We start from the raw sequence: 19,144 nt of genomic DNA, 5'->3' as shown, positions 1-19,144 counted from the left end.
GGCAGGTGCCGGAGCCGGGGCCGAGGCGGGGGCCGAGGCGGGGGCCGGAGCGGACGCCGCCGCACCGCCCGCCGCGCCGTCCAGCACGACGATCAGCGAACCTTCCGACACGTTGTCGCCCACCTTGACCTTGACTTCCTTGACGACGCCGGCGGCCGAACTCGGCACGTCCATGGTCGCCTTGTCGGATTCCAGCGTCACGAGCGACTGCTCTTTCTCGACGGTGTCACCCGCCTTGACCAGCACCTCGATCACAGGAATGTCCTTGTAATCGCCGATGTCCGGCACCTTGACTTCGATCGCTTGACTCATTGTTAGTGTCTCCTGGGCCGCGCACGCGGCCGCCCCTGATCGCTCAGGGACGGCGCGCACGCCGTGGCACACGGGGAATGATGCCTTAGACGGTCATCGGGTTGGGTTTGGCGGGATCAAGGTTGTACTTCTTGAGCGCCTCGGCGACCACCTTGCGTTCGATCGTGCCTTCGTCTGCCAGCGCGTTCAGCGCGGCAACCGTGACCCAGTAGCGGTCCACTTCGAAGAAATGACGCAGCTTCTCGCGCGTGTCCGAGCGGCCGTAGCCGTCCGTGCCCAGCACGACGAAACGTTGCGGCACGAACGCGCGGATCTGCTCGGTGAGCGCACGCACGTAGTCGGTCGAAGCGATGACCGGACCTTGGGCGTCCTTCAGCAGCTTCTCGACGTGCGAAAGCTTTTTCTCTTCCGTCGGATGCAGCAGGTTCCAGCGCTGGACTTCGTGGCCTTCGCGCGCGAGTTCGGTGAAGCTCGGCACGCTCCACAGGTCGGCAGCGACGCCCCAGTCGTTCTTCAGCAGGTCGGCGGCGGCGATCACTTCGTTGAAGATCGTGCCCGCGCCCATCAGTTGCACGCGCGGCGCCTTGCTGTCGGCCTCGGCCTTGCGGAACGCATACATGCCCTTGATGATGTCCGACGCCACGTTCTCACCCTGCGGAATCGCCGGGTGCTCGTAGTTCTCGTTCATCACCGTGATGTAGTAGTACACGTCTTCCTGTTCCGCGACCATGCGGCGCAGGCCGTCCTGCATGATGACCGCGAGTTCGTAGCCGAAGGTCGGGTCGTAGCTGATGCAGTTCGGCACCGAGGCGGCCCACAGCAGCGAGTGGCCGTCTTCGTGCTGCAGACCTTCGCCGTTCAGCGTGGTGCGGCCCGCCGTGCCGCCCAGCAGGAAGCCGCGCGAGCGCATGTCGCCCGCGGCCCATGCGAGGTCGCCGATACGCTGGAAGCCGAACATCGAGTAGAAGATGTAGAACGGAATCATGATCTCGCCGTGCGTCGAGTACGACGTCGCGGCTGCGATCCAGTCCGACATGCCGCCGGCTTCGTTGATGCCTTCCTGCAGGATCTGGCCGGTTTCCGACTCACGGTAGAACATCAGCTGATCGGAATCTTCCGGAATGTACTTCTGGCCGTCCTGATTCCAGATGCCGATCTGACGGAAGAGACCTTCCATGCCGAACGTACGCGACTCGTCCGGCACGATCGGCACCACGCGTTTGCCGAGCGCCTTGTCCTTCAGCAGGATGTTGAGAATCCGCACGAACGCCATGGTCGTGGAGATTTCGCGGCCCTCGCCCGTGCCCTTCAGAAGCGGCTCGAATGCGGACAGGTCCGGCACCGGGAGCGACTCGGCCTTCTGGCGGCGCGCCGGCAGATAGCCGCCGAGCTCCTGGCGGCGGGCGCGCATGTACTCGAGTTCTTTCGAACCTTCTTCGAACTTGAGGTACGGCACGTTGACGAGATCCTCGTCCGAGATGGGCAGACGGAACTGGTCGCGGAATTTCTTCAGCTGCTCCACCTGCATCTTCTTCTGCTGGTGGGTGATGTTCATGGCCTGGCCGGCTTCGCCCATGCCGTAGCCCTTGATCGTCTTCGCGAGGATGACGGTGGGCTGGCCCTTCGCCTGAGTGGCTTCGTGGAACGCGGCGTAGATCTTGTGCGGATCGTGGCCGCCGCGGTTCAGGTTCCACACGTCTTCATCCGACCAGTCGGCGACGAGCGCCTTCAGCTCCGGCGTGTTGAAGAAATGCTCGCGCACGAATGCGCCCGACTCCGACTTGTACGTCTGGTATTCGCCGTCGACGACTTCCATCATGCGGCGCATGAGCGCGCCCGACTTGTCGCGCGCGAAGAGCGCGTCCCAGCGGCTGCCCCACACGACCTTGATGACGTTCCAGCCGGCGCCGCGGAATTCGCTTTCCAGTTCCTGGATGATCTTGCCGTTGCCGCGCACCGGGCCGTCGAGGCGCTGCAGGTTACAGTTGATCACGAACACGAGGTTGTCGAGGCGCTCGCGGCCGGCCATGCCGATCGCGCCGAGCGATTCCGGTTCGTCCGTTTCGCCGTCGCCGAGGAAAGCCCACACCTTGCGACCATCGGTCTTAGCGATGCCGCGCGCCTGCATGTACTTCATGAAGCGGGCCTGGTAGATCGCCATGATGGGACCGAGGCCCATCGACACGGTCGGGAACTGCCAGAAGTCCGGCATCAGCCACGGGTGCGGATACGACGAGATGCCCTCGCCACCCACTTCCTGGCGGAAGTTATCGAGCTGCTGCTCGGTCAGGCGGCCGAGCAGGAACGCGCGCGAGTAGACGCCCGGCGACGAGTGGCCCTGCACGAACACGAGGTCGCCGCCATGCTCGGGCGACGGTGCATGCCAGAAATGGTTGAAGCCGACGTCATACAGCGTAGCCGCCGACGCGAAGGACGCGATGTGGCCGCCGACGTTGGTGTCCTTGCCGGCGCGCAGCACCATGGCAATGGCGTTCCAGCGGGTGTATGAACGGATGCGGTGTTCGATGTCCTGGTCGCCGGGAATTTTCGCCTGGCGCGAGACCGGAATCGTGTTGATGTACGGGGTGTTGGCGGAGAACGGCAGGTGTTCGCCATGCACGCGGGCAAACTCGATCTGCTTCTCGATCAGGTAATGGGCACGGTCGGGGCCAACAGCAGAAATCACGCCATCCAGCGCTTCGAGCCACTCGCCGGTTTCCTGGGGATCGTCGTCTTTTTCGGCGGCGACATATTTCATGACTTCGTCGGGTACAGCGGACATGCTCGTCTCCTGGATATAGAGGAACGCTCTGTGAACAGACGACGCGGACGAAGCACGGCCGCGGCAGCTTCGGCCGATTGTAATAAGGGTCCTGACGTCGGCGCAACAAAATTTTCGAATTACGAGATCGATTCTCATAATGCGAAAAATTGTTGCGGCGCAACCTGATTTGACTGCCTTTGAGCCGATACGTCGGCTAGTGTGCGCCGATTAGCGGCACTTTCCGTGGTTTTTTGCGCCATTTGCGAGGGACGCGCTGCGCTACAATGCCACGCATGTTCACCGAACGGCTTTTCGCTCGATCGGCGCGCACCGCTGGTTCGCCGGCGGATTCGTCGCCGTCCTCCCGCTGGCACCATGGGCCATGGTGGTCCAATTCCTATTTGCTCACGCCGCTTCTGTCGATCCTCGTGTTCCTGGTCGTCATGAGCCTGATTTTGTGGAGTCTGAACCGGCGCGAGCAGCAGCAGCAGGAAGACACGCTTTACCGCAACGTCGCCTGGGCGCAGCAGCAGATCCGTCTTTCCATGACGGGCGCGCAGGAACAGATCCAGGCGCTCGCGCGCGACCTCGCCGCGGGCCACGCCGATCCCCATTCGTTCCAGGTGTCCACCACGGACATCATGCAGGGGCATCCCGAAATCCTCTACATGAACTGGTACACGAGCCAGCAGCAGCCGCGCTGGCCTAATACCGCGTTGCCCGTGTTCGGCCAGCGTCTTGCAAGGCCGAACGACACGCAAATGGACGAGGCGGTCAAAGCCGCCTTTGCCGAGGCGCGCAGCACGCGCCGCCAGGTGTATTCGCCGCTCATCTACGACGACGTCGGCAACGGCTACATCACGCTACAGACGCCGGTGTTCCGCGACCGCGACTTTCTCGGCTCAATCGCCGCGGTGTTCTCGGTGGAAGGCATTCTCAAGCACGACATTCCGCCTGAGCTGTCGGCCAAGTACAAGATTTCGATCATCGACGCGAACAACCGCGAACTGACCACCACGTCCACGCGGCCGCGCCTGCCGCGCGACATGTTCTACGACCTGCCGCTCGACCCGCCGGGCCAGGGCGTCTCGGTGCGCGTGTACGCGTTCCCGCAAATGACGAACTTCACCAACAACACGCTGGTGTGGCTCGTCGCGGGTCTGTCCTGCTTCGTGCTGTGGAGTCTGTGGAGCCTGTGGAAACACACGCGGCAGCGTTTCGAGGCGCAACAGGCGCTGTATGCGGAAGCCTTCTTCCGTCGTGCAATGGAAAACTCCGTGCTGATCGGCATGCGCGTGCTCGACATGCACGGCCGCATCACGCACGTGAACCCGGCGTTCTGCCGCATGACCGGCTGGGATGAAAGCGACCTCGTCGGCAAGACGGCGCCTTTCGCGTACTGGCCGCGCGACGCCTATCCGGAAATGCAGCGCCAGCTCGACATGACGCTGCGCGGCAAGGCGCCGTCGTCGGGCTTCGAGCTGCGGGTGCGTCGCAAGGACGGCTCCACGTTCCATGCGCGCCTTTACGTGTCGCCGCTCATCGACAGCTCGGGCCGCCAGACCGGCTGGATGTCGTCGATGACGGACATCACCGAACCGAAGCGGGCGCGCGAGGAACTTGCCGCCGCGCACGAGCGCTTCACCACCGTGCTCGAAAGTCTCGACGCCGCCGTGTCCGTGCTCGCCGCCGACGAAGCCGAGCTGCTGTTCGCTAACCGCTACTACCGGCACCTGTTCGGCATTCGCCCGGACGGCCATCTGGAACTGGCGGGCGGCGGCTTCGACAGCTCGCAGGCATCGTCGGATTCGATCGACATGGTGGACACCTTCGCCGGCTTGCCCGCCGCCGCGCTGACCGAAAGTACGGCCGACGCGCAGGAAATCTATGTGCAAAGCATCCAGAAATGGTTCGAGGTGCGCCGCCAGTACATTCAATGGGTGGACGGCCACCTCGCGCAGATGCAGATCGCAACCGACATCACCACGCGCAAGCAGGCGCAGGAGCTGTCGCGCCAGCAGGACGAAAAGCTGCAATTCACGAGCCGCCTGATGACGATGGGCGAAATGGCCTCGTCGCTCGCGCACGAACTGAATCAGCCCCTCGCCGCGATCAACAACTATTGCTCCGGAACCGTTGCACTGGTTAAATCGGGTCGGACGACGCCTGACAATCTGCTGCCCGTGCTCGAAAAGACCGCCCAACAGGCGGTGCGCGCCGGCATGATCATCAAGCGCATTCGCGAGTTCGTGAAACGCAGCGAGCCGAAGCGGCAGGCCACGCGCGTCGCGGACATCGTCGCGGACGCCGTGGGTCTCGCGGAAATCGAGGCGCGCAAACGGCGCATTCGCATCGTCACCGACATGCGCTCGCGGCTGCCGGTCATCTACGTCGACCCGGTGCTGATCGAGCAGGTACTGGTGAACCTGTTGAAGAACGCCGCCGAGGCCATGGCGGAAGCGCGGCCCAACGCGGTCGATCCGGTGATCCGCGTGGTCGTGCGGCTGGAGAGCGGCTTTGTCTGCATCAGCCTCGTCGACCAGGGGCCGGGCGTCGACGAAGCCACGGCCGAGCGGCTGTTCGAACCGTTTTACAGCACCAAGTCCGACGGCATGGGCATGGGGCTGAACATTTGCCGTTCGATTATCGAATCGCACCGCGGTCGTCTGTGGGTGGTGAACAACGTCGAGTCCGACGGCCACATCACGGGCGCCACGTTCCACTGCAGTCTGCCTATTGGAGAGCCTGACGGCCCGAGCAACGGCGGGTCCGAGGCGCCGACACCACAAACCGTTACGGGAGAGCTATGAACAGCCCAGTCACCACACAGGAAACTGTCTTTGTCGTCGACGACGACGAGGCCGTGCGAGATTCGCTGCGCTGGCTGCTGGAGGCGAACGGCTACCGCGTGCAGTGCTTCTCCAGCGCCGAGCAGTTTATCGACGCGTGGCAGCCGCACCAGCATCCGGGCCAGATCGCCTGCCTGATTCTCGATGTGCGGATGTCCGGCATGAGCGGACTGGAACTGCAGGAACGCCTGATCGCCGACAACGCGTCGCTGCCGATCATCTTCGTGACGGGTCACGGCGACGTGCCGATGGCGGTGTCCACGATGAAAAAAGGCGCGATGGACTTCATCGAAAAACCGTTCGACGAAGCCGAACTGCGCAAGCTCGTGGAGCGCATGCTCGACAAGGCGCGCAGCGAAAGCACCAGCGTGCAGCAGCAACGCGCGGCCGCGGAGCGTCTCGGCAAGCTGACCGCGCGCGAGCATCAGGTGCTCGAGCGCATCATCGCGGGCCGCCTGAACAAGCAGATCGCCGACGACCTCGGCATCAGCATCAAGACGGTGGAAGCCCACCGCGCGAACATCAAGGAAAAGCTCAACGTCAACACGGTCGCCGATCTGCTGCGACTCGCGCTGTCCAACAAGCCGCAACCGGCACAATAAGCGTCGGCGGCGCGCGCGGCACTCGCCGCGGCGCGCCGCGCACCGTCGGCCGGATTGATGCTGTCCGGCTCGCCAGCAGGCTTTCGTCCGCTTTGTTGGTCCGCTTCGTTGGTCCGCTTCGTTGGTCCGCTTCGTTGGTCCGCTTCGTTGGTCCGCTTCGTTGGTCCGCTTCGTTGGTCCGCTTCGTTGGTCCGCTTAGCCAGTCCGCTTGGTCCCTTCCGTCCGGGCTCGCGCCCCAGCTTCTGCACTTCCTTGCACCGCCGCCCGGCATCCTTGATGCGGACCTCGGCGGCCTGGCCGCTCGCGCCGGTATAATGACGGACTTTGCAGCCACGCCTATCGCCGATCGGCTTCGCGCGCTTTTCCTGTGCCGACCCATTGCTGCTGAAAAGCGCCATCGTGCGCGGCACGCGCTGCTCCGCTTTCCACACTGCCCCTCTCGACCGACCATGACTGCCAAACTGATCGACGGCCTCGCCCTCTCCAAGACCCTGCGCGCCGACGTCGCCGCGCGCGCTGCCGCCCTGACCGCCCGCGGCCATCAGCCGGGCCTCGCCGTCGTGCTGGTCGGCGACAATCCGGCCAGCGAGGTGTACGTGCGCAACAAGGTCAAGGCGTGCCACGACAACGGCCTGGGTTCGTCGCTCGACCGTTATCCGGCGGACCTGTCCGAAGCGGAGCTGCTGGAACGTATCGACGAACTCAACCGCGACCCGCGCATCCACGGCATTCTCGTGCAACTGCCGCTGCCGCCGCATATCGACAGCCACAAGGTGATCGAGGCGATCGCCCCGGAAAAGGACGTGGACGGCTTTCACGTCGCCAACGCTGGCGCGCTCCTGACCGGCCAGCCGCTGTTCCGGCCGTGCACGCCCTACGGCGTGATGAAAATGCTGGCCGCCTATGAGATTCCGCTGCAAGGCGCGAACGCGGTGGTGATCGGCCGCTCGAACATTGTCGGCAAGCCGATGGCGCTGCTGCTGCTCGAAGCCGGGGCCACCGTCACGATCTGCCACAGCAAGACGCGGGACCTGGCGGCGCACACGCGCCACGCCGACATCGTGGTCGCCGCCACCGGCCTGCGCAACATTCTGACCGCCGACATGGTGAAGCCGGGCGCCGCGGTGATCGACGTCGGCATGAATCGCGACGAGGCCGGCAAGCTGTGCGGCGACGTCGACTTTGCGGGCGTGAAGGAAGTGGCCGGCTACATCACGCCGGTGCCGGGCGGCGTCGGTCCGATGACCATTACGATGCTGCTGGTGAATACCATCGAAGCTGCTGAGCGCGAGGCCGCCCGCAAGGGCTGAAGCAAAAAGGAAAGCGCTGGGCAACTGCCAGCCCGGCGCTTTCAACTCGCTACGCAACCCACGATGCGACGAGCGGCGCAACCCACCGCTCGACTCACTGCTCCACCGGCCACCCCACCGACATTAACCATCAACCGCGCGTCCAGCATCCGCGTGCCGTTGATTCACGCTGTCCGGTTCACTGGCGTCCGTCTCGCTACCCCGCCTCGCATCACACCCTCCGGGCAGCTCAAACCCGCGCTGGCTGACCGCAGCCCCTCAGCGCACGGTTTGACGCGCGCCGCGCCCGGCGCCCGCCGCCGCTTCCCCCGTCGCCTCCGCCGCCATCGCGCGCCGACGCGCGAGGCGCGCGCGGCACCACATCAGCACCGGGCGCTCCACACAGTGCCACGACACAGCCGCGCACAGCAGGATCAACGGCGCGGCGACCAGCACGGCCGTCACGTGGCTCAATTGCGGCGCGATATTCGCGACGCATTGCTGCACCATGAAGCCATACAGATAGATGCCGTACGAGTAGTCATGGCGCGGCACGAAGCGCTGCAATAACGGCGTCGTCCCGGCCCACAGCACCCCGTACACGAAGGCCAGATAGAAGAGCGGCTGTGCGCCCGCCGTGTCGCGGAACACCAGAAACACCATCGTGAAGCCGAGCGCCGCCAGACCGCTGATGCTGATACGCTCGCGCCAACCATAGAGCAGCATGCCGAGCATGAAAAACGGCTCCGGCCAGAACGAATAGCCGCCGGGCGTCTCGCTGAAGTCGCGCAGACCGATCTGCACGAGGGGCAGCGAATGCGGGCCGAGATGCGGCGCCACATGCACGCGCAACACGAACGCGGCAATCCCGAGCGCCGCCGCCAGCGCCGCGCCGCGCGGGCTCGACAACAGCCCGAGCATGCCGGTCACGAGCACGATGAGGTAGCAGCGCACTTCGAGCGGCAGCGTCCACAGCGGAGCGCAGACGTCGACGGGAAAACGGTTGTGTTCGAACACGCCGGGCAGCGCCCAGCCCGTTTTCATGACGATGGTGGAAAAGTTGTCCAGGTTCGACCACGTCATGCCCGAGCTGAAATACGCTCGCAAAGGCAACGTCGTAAATAGCGGCCCGACGACGAACACCGTCACCAGCGAGCCGAGCGCCACCGCCGGCCACAGGCGCGCGATGCGCAGCACGGCGAAGCGCGGCACCGAGCGTTGCCGGTCGAAGCTCGCGGTCACGAGCATGCCGCTTAGCAGGAAGAACGCATAGACGCCGAGCGCGCCGAAGCCGTCGAAACCGAGCGCGTTCTGCACCCAGTCGCTCGTGCCGTCCGGTGCCTGCAGCAGATACGAATGACCGTAGACGACGGACACGGCGGCCACGAGCCGCACCAGGTCGAAGTTGTTGCCGTTGCGCGATAGAGCATGCGAAAGCGGGTGCATCGAGACCTCTGGCAGGAAAACGCCGGCAACCGCGAGCCCGGTTGCCGTGCGACCGCTCGACAATGAGCGAGGGACACGTCAGGATGCGGCGCGGCACTCTTTCGCACCGTTCGCTTTCGCACAGAAGCGCCGGGGGCCGCGACATCTGGTAATTTGTAGGCCGGCATTGGAATCGGCCCACCCTGCCCCAATAATGTCGATGTCAGGTGCACAACCGGCACCGCCGCGCGCGCGGCGCCGCGCACCGGCTAAAGTACCGAATACCCGTTCACCCGCGTCAGACAGGAAGCCTCATGTCCACTACCGTCCCGAATCACGACAATCCGCTCCTCGATTTCTCCGATCTGCCGCGCTTTGGCGAAATCCGCCCCGAACATGTCACGCCGGCGCTCGACGTGCTGCTCGCCGACGCGGCAGCCGCAGTGGCGCGCGCGGCCGAGCCCATCACACCGGCTTCGTGGGCCGATGTCGTCGAGCCCGTCGAGCGCGCGACGGAACCGCTGTCGCGCGCGTGGAGCATTGTCGGTCATCTGAACGCCGTCGCCGATACGCCCGAATTGCGGGCCGTGTACGGCGAAAACCTGCCACGTGTCACCGAATTCTGGTCGAGCGTCGGACAAAACCTCGCGCTGTATGAGAAATACAAGGCGCTGAACGCCAGCGACGACTTCGCATCGCTCACCGGCGAGCGCAAGAAGATTCTCAGCAACGCGCTGCGCGACTTCCGACTGTCGGGCGCGGAATTGCCCGAAGACCAGAAGCCGCATTTCGCCGAATTGCAGGAACGCCAGGCGGCGCTGTCGAAAGCGTTTTCAGATCACGTGCTCGATGCGACCAACGCGTATGCGTACTTCGTGGAAGCCGGCAATGAGACAGAACTCGCCGGCCTGCCCGAAGACGTGATCGAAGCCGCGAAAGAAGCAGCCGAGCGCGAAGGCAAGAGCGGCTATAAATTCACGCTGCATTTCCCGTCGTATTTTCCGGTCATGCAGTACTCGGAAAACAGGCCGATGCGCGAAGCGATGTACCGCGCCTATGTGACGCGCGCGTCCGAGCTCGGTCCGCAATACGGCAACGGCAAGTCCGAATGGGACAACACGGCGGTGCTCGCCGAGCAGTTGAAGCTGCGCGCGGAAGAAGCGCACATACTCGGCTACCGGAATTTCGCCGAGGTCTCGCTCGCGCCGAAAATGGCGGAATCGCCGGAACAGGTCATGGCGTTTCTTGAAGACCTCGCCACGCGCGCGCGGCCGCATGCCGAGCAGGACTGGAAGGAGTTGCGCGAATTCGCGGCCGGTGAACTGGGTCTCGCCGACCTGCAACCGTGGGACATGACGTTTGCCGCGGAGCGCCTGCGTCAAAAGCGCTATTCGTTCTCCGAAAACGAAGTCAAACAGTACTTTCCGGAAGACGTCGTATTCAAGGGCCTGTTCAAGGTCACGGAGACGCTCTTCGGCGTGCGCATTCGCCGTGACGAGGCGGCGGTCTGGCATCCGGACGTGCGCTTTTTCCGCGTCGAGAACCAGGACGGCGGTCTCGTCGCGCAGTTTTACCTCGATCTGTACGCGCGCGAAGGCAAACGCGGCGGCGCGTGGATGGACGACGCGCGCGGCCGTCATAAGCATACGCACGGCGGCGTGCAAACGCCGGTGGCGTATCTGACCTGCAACTTCTCGGCGCCGGTCGGCGGCAAGCCCGCCTGCTTCACGCACGACGAGGTCATCACGCTGTTCCATGAATTCGGCCATGGGCTGCATCACATGCTCACGCGTGTCGACGAGCTGGGCGTCTCGGGCATCAACGGCGTCGAGTGGGACGCGGTCGAACTGCCGTCGCAATTCATGGAGAACTTTTGCTGGGAGTGGGACGTGCTCTCGGACATGACCTCGCACGTCGACACCGCCCGGCCGCTGCCGCGCGAACTGTTCGACAAGATGCTCGCCGCGAAGAATTTCCAGAGCGGTCTCGGCACTTTGCGGCAGATCGTGTTCTCCATGTTCGACATGCAATTGCATACCGGCTTCGACGTGGACGGCACGAAGAACGCGACGCAACTCGCGAGCGAGATCAACGAGCGCTTCCACGTCGTGCCGCAAGCGCCCTTCTCGCGCTGGCCGAACACGTTCAGCCATATTTTCGCGGGCGGCTATGCGGCGGGCTACTACAGCTACAAGTGGGCCGAAGTGCTGTCCGCCGACGCCTACGCGGCATTCGAAGAAGCCGCCCAGGCGGCGAGCGGCAGCGTGCTCGATCAGACCACGGGCATGCGTTATCGCAAGGAGATTCTGGAGGTCGGCGGCAGCCGCCCGGCCATGGAATCGTTCAAGGCGTTCCGCGGACGCGAGCCGAACATCGACGCCTTGCTGCGGCACAGCGGCATGGCGCCCGCTGCGGCGCATTGACCGTTCGCGGTGAAGCATTGAGCGAACGCGCGGCGCGGGTTCTGCTGTTCCAGCGCCGATAAACGAAAGCCGGTGTTCCGCGCGAGCGGGCACCGGCTTTTTTGTCTGCTCATGCGATGGCGCGCGTGCTCGCCGATTGACGTGCGCGTGGCGGGTGGCCGTCAGTCGCGGTGCAGCTTGAAATCCACTTCCGCAGGACGCCCTTCGAGCGAGAGCGCCGCGCGCGCCGCCGGCGCCCGGCTCACCACTTTGCCCCCGCTGATAACCGCGAGACGCGCCGCGCGCAGGCGGATCGCTTCGACGGGATCGCGTGCGTCGAGCAGCACGAGATTGGCGGCGCAGCCCGGCGCGACGCCGTAGCCGTCCAGACCGAGAATGCGCGCACCGTTCACCGTGACGGCGTCGAAACAGGCGTGCATGCCGTCGACGCCCGTCATCTGCGCGACGTGCAAGCCCATGTGCGCGACCTCCAGCATGTCGCCGGAGCCCAAGCTGTACCAAGGGTCCATCACGCAATCGTGACCGAAGGCGACGTTGATGCCGGCCGCCATCATCTCCGGCACGCGCGTCATGCCGCGCCGCTTCGGATACGTGTCGCTGCGCCCCTGCAACGTGATGTTGATGAGCGGATTGGCGATGGCCGACACGCCCGATTCGCGCATCAGCGGCAACAGCTTGCTCACGTAGTAGTTGTCCATGGAATGCATGGACGTCAGATGCGAGCCGGTGACACGCCCCTGCAAGCCGAGCCGCAGCGTTTCGGCCGCCAGCGTTTCGATGTGGCGCGACAGCGGATCGTCCGATTCGTCGCAGTGCATGTCCACGCGCAAGCTCTGTTCGGCCGCGTACTCGCACAACATGCGCACGGATTGCGCGCCGTCCGCCATGGTGCGCTCGAAATGCGGAATGCCGCCGACCACGTCGACGCCCATTGCGATGGCGCGCTTGAGGTTCTCGAATGCGCCGGGACTGCGCAGCACGCCGTCTTGCGGAAAGGCCACGAGTTCCAGATGCAGATACGGCGCCACGCGGCGCTTCACCTCGACAAGCGCCTCAACGGCCAGCAGGCGCGGGTCGCACACGTCGACGTGACTGCGGATCGCCAGGAGCCCGCGCGCCACCGCCCAATCGCAGTACTGCAGCGCGCGCTCGATCAGCGCCTCCTGCGTGAGCTGCGGCTTCAGTTCGCCCCACAACGCAATGCCTTCGAGCAGCGTGCCCGACGCGTTCACGCGCGGCAAACCGTAGGAAAGCGTCGCGTCCATATGGAAATGCGGATCGACGAAGGGCGGCGTGACGAGCGAGCCGGCGGCGTCGATTTCCTCGCGCGCGACGGCGGCGAGATTTGCCTCGACGGCGACGATGCGCCCGGCTTCGATGCCGATGTCCACCGGATGCCGCGTTTGCGGCGCGATGCGTGGCGGCAGCATTGCGCGGCGGATGATCAGATCCATATCTCGCTCCTTTTCTGTGGGCGTTCGCGGGATGGCTGAAGATGATTCTATCGGCGTCAGAAAGGCGGCGCGGACTTTGTGCAAATGTGCCGGATAAATACGAGATCCCGTACTGGCCGGCAGCGCGAAATCCGTACCGGCAACTCGCGCCGCGGCACACCTATACTCGGCAAAGTCTTGCAGATTTCTTCATTCGGGAGCGCGCAGATGAAAACGATAGGTGTGATCGGCGGCATGAGCTGGGAGTCGTCCGTCGAGTACTACAAACTGCTCAACCGTCATGCGAAGGCGCGCCTCGGCGGTCATCACAATGCGCGCAGCCTGATGCTGACCGTCGACTTCGCGCCGATCGAGGCCAATCAGCGCGCGGGCGACTGGCACGCGCTCGGCGAGCAGATGGCGGATGCTGCGCGTCAACTGGAGCGCGGCGGCGCCGAACTGGTGATGCTCGCCACCAACACGATGCATCGCGTGTATGAATCCATCGAGCGGGCCATTCACGTGCCGTTCCTGCATATTGCGGATCCGACCGGCAGCGCGCTGCGCAAAGCGGGCGTCGAACGGGTCGGCCTGCTCGGCACCCGTTATACGATGGAGCAGACGTTTTACACGGGCCGGCTGCGCGAACGCTACGGCCTCGAGACGCTCGTGCCCGACGAGGCGCAGCGCGCCGACGTGCATCGCATCATTTACGACGAACTGTGTCACGGCAACGTGAAGAGCGAATCGCGTATGGTGTATCAAACCGTGATCGAATCCCTGCGCGCACGCGGTGCAGAGGCGGTGATTCTCGGCTGCACGGAAATTACATTGCTGATCAAGCCGGAAGATTCGGCGCTGCCCGTGTTCGATACTACGGCGCTGCATGCGCAAGCGGCTGTGGAGTGGGCGATTTCAGGCGAGTGAAGGCAAGTCGGTGTGCGTGCTGCGATTCAACGCAAACGGCTGCCTGAATTTCTGCGCCGCAAGCTAAAAAGCCCGCACGGCTTGCGCCAGCGGGCTTTCAACAATGCTTGGTTGCGGGGACAGGATTTGAACCTGTGACCTTCGGGTTATGAGCCCGACGAGCTGCCAGACTGCTCCACCCCGCGTCAGAGAAAAGAGATTGTATAGGGGTGTGGGCAAAACGTCAACCTGTTCCCGCAGAAACATCGCCGGTTTTCTCCGCAACGCGGAGCACATCGGCACATTGCTTCGTCATCCTTATCGAACCGCAAGCGCGGCAACGGGCTCTCGGCGCACACATCGACGCCCCTGTTCGCCACGACTAGCTGCGTCACCGTTGATTCTCGCTTGCCGTGAGACGATCGGACGACGCAAAAATCCTCGCTGCGCCTCCACGCTGGTAAGCTACGGCTCCTGCGCCATTCAGCTCGAGAATTTCCCGTGAAAATCGCCACCTGGAACGTCAACTCTCTCAAAGTCCGTCAGCAGCATGTGATCGACTGGCTCGAAACGAGCCGGACCGACGTGCTGTGCCTTCAGGAACTGAAGCTGCCCGACGAGAAGTTCCCGCGCGCCGAACTGGAAGAGAAAGGCTACCGGAGCTGGTTCGCGGGCCAGAAGACGTACAACGGCGTCGGCATCCTCGTGCGCGAGGGGCTTTCTGTCGACGAAGCCAGCGTCGTGCGGAACATTCCGGGCTTTGAAGACCTGCAGCAGCGCGTGGTCGCGGCGACCGTCGAGGGCGTGCGTGTCATTTCCGCGTACTTCCCCAACGGCCAGGCGCCCGGCACGGACAAGTTCGCGTACAAGCTGCGCTGGCTCGCCGCGCTGCACGACTGGGTCAGAAGCGAGATGGCGCTGTATCCGAAGCTCGCGCTGCTCGGCGACTACAACATCGCACCGGACGATCGCGACGTGCACGATCCGAAGGTGTGGGAAGGCCAGAATCTGGTGTCGCCGGAAGAACGCGCCGAGTTCGTGCGCTTGACGGAGCTCGGTCTCGTCGACGCCTTTCGCCAGTTCGATCAGCCGGAAAAAATCTACTCGTGGTGGGACTACCGGATGATGGCGTTCCGCCGCAACGCGGGGCTGCGTATCGACCACATTCTGCTGTCGAAGCCGCTTGCCGAAACGTGCACGTCATGCGAAGTCGACAAGGTGCCGCGCAAGTGGGACCAGCCGTCGGATCACGCGCCGGTAGTCGCGCAGTTAGGCGCGTAACGGCAGACAGGCGCAGCGCCCGGCGACCGGCCACGCGCTCCCTCCCCTCAAGCCGAAGCGCCCAACGTTCCCCACAGGAACCCGAACACCATCGCGTCATGCTCGGCCTGCTCCAGCTCGTCGGCGCCGCCGTGCCCGCCTTCGGTGTTCTCGCGATACCACACGTTGTCTACGCCGAGCGCCTGCATGCGCGCCGCCATCTTGCGCGCATGGCCGGGATGCACGCGATCGTCGGCGGTCGAGGTCGTGAACAGCACCGGCGGATACTTCACGCGCGCCGACACGCGATGATACGGCGAGTAAGCGGCAAGCACGCGCGCGTCGTCGGGATCGTCCGGATCGCCGTATTCGTCGATCCATGACGCGCCCGCATGCAGCAGGTGATAGCGGCTCATGTCGAGCAGCGGCACCTCGCAGACCACGGCGCCGAACAGCTTGGGACGCTGCACCATGCACGCCGCGACCAGCAAGCCGCCGTTGCTGCCGCCCTGAATACCGAGCTGCCTGGCGCTCGTCACGCCGCTCGCAACGAGCGCCTCGGCCACCGCGATGAAATCGTCGAAGGCGCGTTGCCGGTGTTCGATTTGCGCCGCCGTATGCCAGCGCGTGCCGAACTCGCCGCCGCCGCGAATGTGCGCGACCACATACACGCCGCCGCGCTCGAGCCAACCGATGCCCTGCCCCGTCAGATAGCTCGGCAGCAAGGGAATCGCGAAACCGCCGTAGCCGGTCAGAAGGCACGGCCGCGCCGGTTGCGCGACTGCCGCCTCGCCAGCGGAATTTATGCGTGCAGCCGTTTGCGCGTCGCGTGGACCGATCACGGTGTACGGCACACGCGTGCCGTCCGCGGAAACCGCATGGCCGCGCGTCACCGTGAAGCGCGTGGCGTCGAACTGCGTCGGCCAGCGGTCGAGCAACGCCCAGTCGTTCAGATCGTCGCGGGCAAGATCGGCGAGCCAGTACGCAGGCGGCCGCAAATAATCGTCGGTATCGACGAACACTTCGTCGTTCAGCGTCGACTCCACCGGCGAGACGTCGGCCTGTCCGTCCTCGCGCGACGGAAAGACGCGCTGTTGCCACTGCCACGTCTGCGCGGCGGATTGCGATGGCGCGAACAGCAAGGTCCTGTTCTGCACGTCTTCCAGATACGACACGATGAGCTGGTTGCGCGTATGCGTCCATTCGCACGCGGACGTCTGCGAAGTCGGCATGAACAGCGGCGTCACCTCCCGCTCGCCGCGCATGAACGCGTCCTCGCGAATCGCCAACAACGCGCCGCCCGGATACACGACGTCGCGGCAGTGCCAGTCGAGCCGCGGCTCGAGCAGAAGCCAGCCCTGCCAAGCGCTCACCGCCACATGCGAGGGCACGTCATAGCGGCGCCAGGCATCGGCGGCAACGGGCATGCCATCTGCCATCTCGAGGTAGTACGTGTCCGAGTCGAAGAAATCGACGCTGCTCACCACCGTGTGGCGCTTTTCCACCGGATCGTAATGCGCTTCCACGCCGATGTCGCCATGCGCGCCTCTGAACACAACCGGCGCGTCGGCGAGCGCGGTGCCGCGCGTCCAGCGCCGCACCTCACGCGGATAGCCCGAGCGCGTGAGGCTCTTGCGCCCATTGTCCCAGCCGACGTAAAGCGTATCGCGGTCGATCCACGACGCCGTGTGCTTGCCCGCCTTCGGGATCGCGAAACCATCGTCAAGAAAGCGCCGCGCGTCGATGTCGAACTCGCGCACCACCAGCGCGTCCGAGCCGCCGGGCGACAGCGTGATCAACGCGCGGTCGCCGTCCGGATACAGAATGTCCAGTTCGACGCATACCCAGGGCGTGCCCTCCGCCTCGCCGAGCGCGTCGAAGTCGATCAGGTTCTGCCAGTCAGGGTTGCCGGCGCGCCACGCCGCCCATGGAGTGCGCCGCCACAGCCCTTTGGGATTGTGCTCGTCCTGCCACAGGTCATACGCCCACTCTTTCCAGCGATCGGGAATGACGGGGCGCTCGCGCGGCAAATAGGCATCGGCGAGCCGTTGCCTGAGCGCCTCGAATGGCGCGCCGCTGCACCACGCGGCGCGCGTGTGGGCATTCTGCTTCTCGACCCATGCCAGTGCATCGGGGTCGTCGAGCGCTTCGAGCCAGAGGAAAGGATCGGGGGAAAGCGGCCAGGTAGAAACAACGGAAGAAGCGGAAGGCATCGTGGGCTGTCGGATGAAAACAGCGTTGATTATGCCTTGCCGCGGCTCGAACACGCGTCGGGTGCGGCTCCGACACGTATGGGACGCGGCAGCGACGCGGGCAGAACTCGGGTTGACCGCTCCCGCGCGCGGTCAACCCCGACCTCTCACGGTTCCAGGTTTAGTTCCTGAATCTTGCGCGTAATCGTGTTGCGGCCGATGCCAAGACGCTCCGCCGCCTCGACTTTGCGCCCGCGCGTGAAGTCGAGCGCCTCGCGTATCACCGCGGCTTCGAAGCGGCGCGCGAGTTCGTCCATCACATCCGCCGAATTCTCGCGCAACAGGCGCGCGACTTCGGTGCGTAAGCCGCCTTCCCATGCGCTCACGGGCGCCGCGACCGGCATGCCGCCCGCCGTGCCGGCCTGCGCTGCGGCACTCGCCCCATTGATCGGCGCCGTGGCCGTGAGGCTCGCGTCCGCCATGCCGATCGCCGTGCCGCCACCGCCGGCAAGATCCGTCGCGCCCGCCTGAGCGGGACTGAGATCCGGCGGCAAATCCTTGATCTCAATGGTCTGCGCAGGCGCCATCACCGTGAGCCAGTTGGCGAGATTCTCCAACTGCCGCACGTTGCCCGGAAACGGCAGCGACGCGAGATAAGCGAGCGCTTCCTCAGAGACGCGCTTGGGCTCCACGCCCAGATCACGCGCGCTCTTTTGCAGGAAGTGCCGCGTGAGCAGCGGAATATCTTCGCTGCGCTCGCGCAACGCCGGCAAACGCAAGCGAATCACATTGAGACGGTGATACAGGTCCTCGCGAAACAGTCCCTGACGCACGCGCGATTCCAGATTCTGATGCGTGGCCGCGATCACGCGCACATTGGCACGCAGCGGATTGTGGCCGCCGACACGATAGAACTGGCCATCCGACAGCACGCGCAACAGCCGCGTCTGCAAATCGAACGGCATATCGCCGATTTCGTCCAGAAACAGTGTGCCGTTCTCCGCCTGCTCGAAACGGCCCTGGCGCATGGCCTGCGCGCCGGTGAAGGCACCGCGTTCGTGGCCGAACAGTTCGGACTCCAACAGATCTTTAGGAATCGCCGCCGTGTTCAGCGCAATGAAGGGACCGTTCGCGCGTGGGCTATGTCGGTGCAACGCACGCGCGACCAGTTCCTTTCCGGTGCCCGATTCGCCGGTAATGAGCACGGTTGCGGCGGAATGCGACAAACGGCCGATCGCGCGAAACATGTCCTGCATGGCGGGCGCCTGGCCGAGCATTTCCGGTGCATCGGCGACGCGCTCATCCCACGTCTGCTCGCCGCGCATGCTTTCATCCACTGCGCGTCGGATCAGCTCGACGGCTTTGTCGATGTCGAACGGCTTCGCCAGATACTCGAAGGCGCCGCCCTGGAACGCGGCCACCGCGCTGTCCAGATCGGAGAACGCCGTCATGATGATGACCGGCAGACCCGGCACCTTGTCGCGCACGGTTTGCAGCAGTTCGAGGCCCGAGCCGCCCGGCATCCGGATGTCGGACACCAGTACCTGCGGGCTTTCGTGGTCGAGTGCCGCCGACGCCTCGCGCACGTTCGCGAAGCTGCGCGTCGCGAAGTTCTCGCGCGCGAGCGCTTTTTCGAGCACCCAGCGAATCGATTGATCGTCGTCTACTATCCAGATCGGCTTCATATAG

Annotated in this window: 12 protein-coding genes and 1 tRNA gene; 6 read left to right on the top strand and 7 right to left on the bottom strand. The window is 64.7% G+C overall.

What is annotated here, in order from left to right; genetic code table 11:
• Positions 1–312 (bottom strand): biotin/lipoyl-containing protein (locus HV711_RS23690; protein WP_302479484.1); only part of this gene is annotated, 312 nt, incomplete at its 3' end.
• 85 nt (positions 313–397) lie between these two features.
• Entirely contained in the window at positions 398–3,094 is a 2,697-nt protein-coding gene (gene aceE, locus HV711_RS23685; protein ID WP_013588934.1) for a pyruvate dehydrogenase (acetyl-transferring), homodimeric type, read from the bottom strand.
• Between the two features lie 275 nt (positions 3,095–3,369).
• On the opposite strand from aceE, the gene fixL reads away from it, so the two are divergent.
• The 3 genes from fixL to folD all read left to right on the top strand — a co-directional run bounded on the left by fixL (position 3,370) and on the right by folD (position 7,837).
• Complete coding sequence (gene fixL, locus HV711_RS23680) at positions 3,370–5,886, top strand: oxygen sensor histidine kinase FixL (protein WP_035477749.1); 2,517 nt, start codon at positions 3,370–3,372, stop codon at positions 5,884–5,886.
• The gene (gene fixJ / locus HV711_RS23675) at positions 5,883–6,527 is read left to right on the top strand and encodes an oxygen response regulator transcription factor FixJ (protein ID WP_035477748.1); all 645 of its coding nucleotides are present in this window, start codon (positions 5,883–5,885) and stop codon (positions 6,525–6,527) included. Before fixL ends, fixJ begins: the two co-directional genes overlap by 4 nt.
• Before the next feature lie 449 nt (positions 6,528–6,976).
• A complete protein-coding gene (gene folD, locus HV711_RS23670; RefSeq protein ID WP_013588936.1) occupies positions 6,977–7,837 on the top strand; it encodes a bifunctional methylenetetrahydrofolate dehydrogenase/methenyltetrahydrofolate cyclohydrolase FolD in 861 nt (286 codons plus the stop codon).
• Between the two features lie 258 nt (positions 7,838–8,095).
• On the opposite strand, the gene HV711_RS23665 is transcribed toward folD, so the two are convergent.
• Positions 8,096–9,262, bottom strand: coding sequence for an acyltransferase family protein (locus HV711_RS23665; protein WP_035477852.1), 1,167 nt, complete (start codon positions 9,260–9,262; stop codon positions 8,096–8,098).
• A 293-nt stretch (positions 9,263–9,555) separates the two neighbouring features.
• Between HV711_RS23665 and HV711_RS23660 the strand changes: the two genes are divergently transcribed.
• Positions 9,556–11,664 (top strand): M3 family metallopeptidase, encoded by a 2,109-nt coding sequence (locus tag HV711_RS23660; protein WP_035477746.1) that lies wholly within the window; start codon positions 9,556–9,558, stop codon positions 11,662–11,664.
• A gap of 161 nt (positions 11,665–11,825) precedes the next feature.
• On the opposite strand, the gene HV711_RS23655 is transcribed toward HV711_RS23660, so the two are convergent.
• A complete protein-coding gene (locus tag HV711_RS23655) occupies positions 11,826–13,118 on the bottom strand; it encodes an amidohydrolase family protein (RefSeq protein ID WP_035477744.1) in 1,293 nt (430 codons plus the stop codon).
• Positions 13,119–13,325: 207 nt separating this feature from the next.
• Between HV711_RS23655 and HV711_RS23650 the strand changes: the two genes are divergently transcribed.
• Positions 13,326–14,024 carry an aspartate/glutamate racemase family protein gene (locus tag HV711_RS23650; RefSeq protein WP_035477741.1) on the top strand — a complete coding sequence of 233 codons (699 nt, stop codon included), beginning with the start codon at positions 13,326–13,328 and terminating at the stop codon, positions 14,022–14,024.
• 108 nt (positions 14,025–14,132) lie between these two features.
• Here HV711_RS23650 and HV711_RS23645 read toward each other — a convergent pair.
• Positions 14,133–14,209, bottom strand: a tRNA-Met gene (locus HV711_RS23645).
• A gap of 295 nt (positions 14,210–14,504) precedes the next feature.
• Here HV711_RS23645 and xth point away from each other — a divergent pair.
• Positions 14,505–15,284, top strand: a complete 780-nt coding sequence (gene xth, locus HV711_RS23640) for an exodeoxyribonuclease III (RefSeq protein WP_035477739.1) — start codon at positions 14,505–14,507, stop codon at positions 15,282–15,284.
• 47 nt (positions 15,285–15,331) lie between these two features.
• On the opposite strand, the gene HV711_RS23635 is transcribed toward xth, so the two are convergent.
• Positions 15,332–17,476: a prolyl oligopeptidase family serine peptidase gene (locus HV711_RS23635; protein ID WP_035477737.1), complete on the bottom strand. Its 2,145-nt coding sequence runs from the start codon at positions 17,474–17,476 to the stop codon at positions 15,332–15,334.
• Positions 17,477–17,622: 146 nt separating this feature from the next.
• On the bottom strand, positions 17,623–19,140 hold the full coding sequence (gene ntrC, locus HV711_RS23630; protein ID WP_035477735.1) for a nitrogen regulation protein NR(I): 1,518 nt from the start codon (positions 19,138–19,140) through the stop codon (positions 17,623–17,625).
• Positions 19,141–19,144 lie beyond the last annotated feature (4 nt).

Origin of the sequence: Paraburkholderia phenoliruptrix, from assembly GCF_902859825.1 — a bacterium.
In the GTDB taxonomy this organism is placed as follows: Bacteria; Pseudomonadota; Gammaproteobacteria; order Burkholderiales; family Burkholderiaceae; genus Paraburkholderia; species Paraburkholderia phenoliruptrix.
This window is presented reverse-complemented; position numbering and strand designations above follow the sequence as displayed.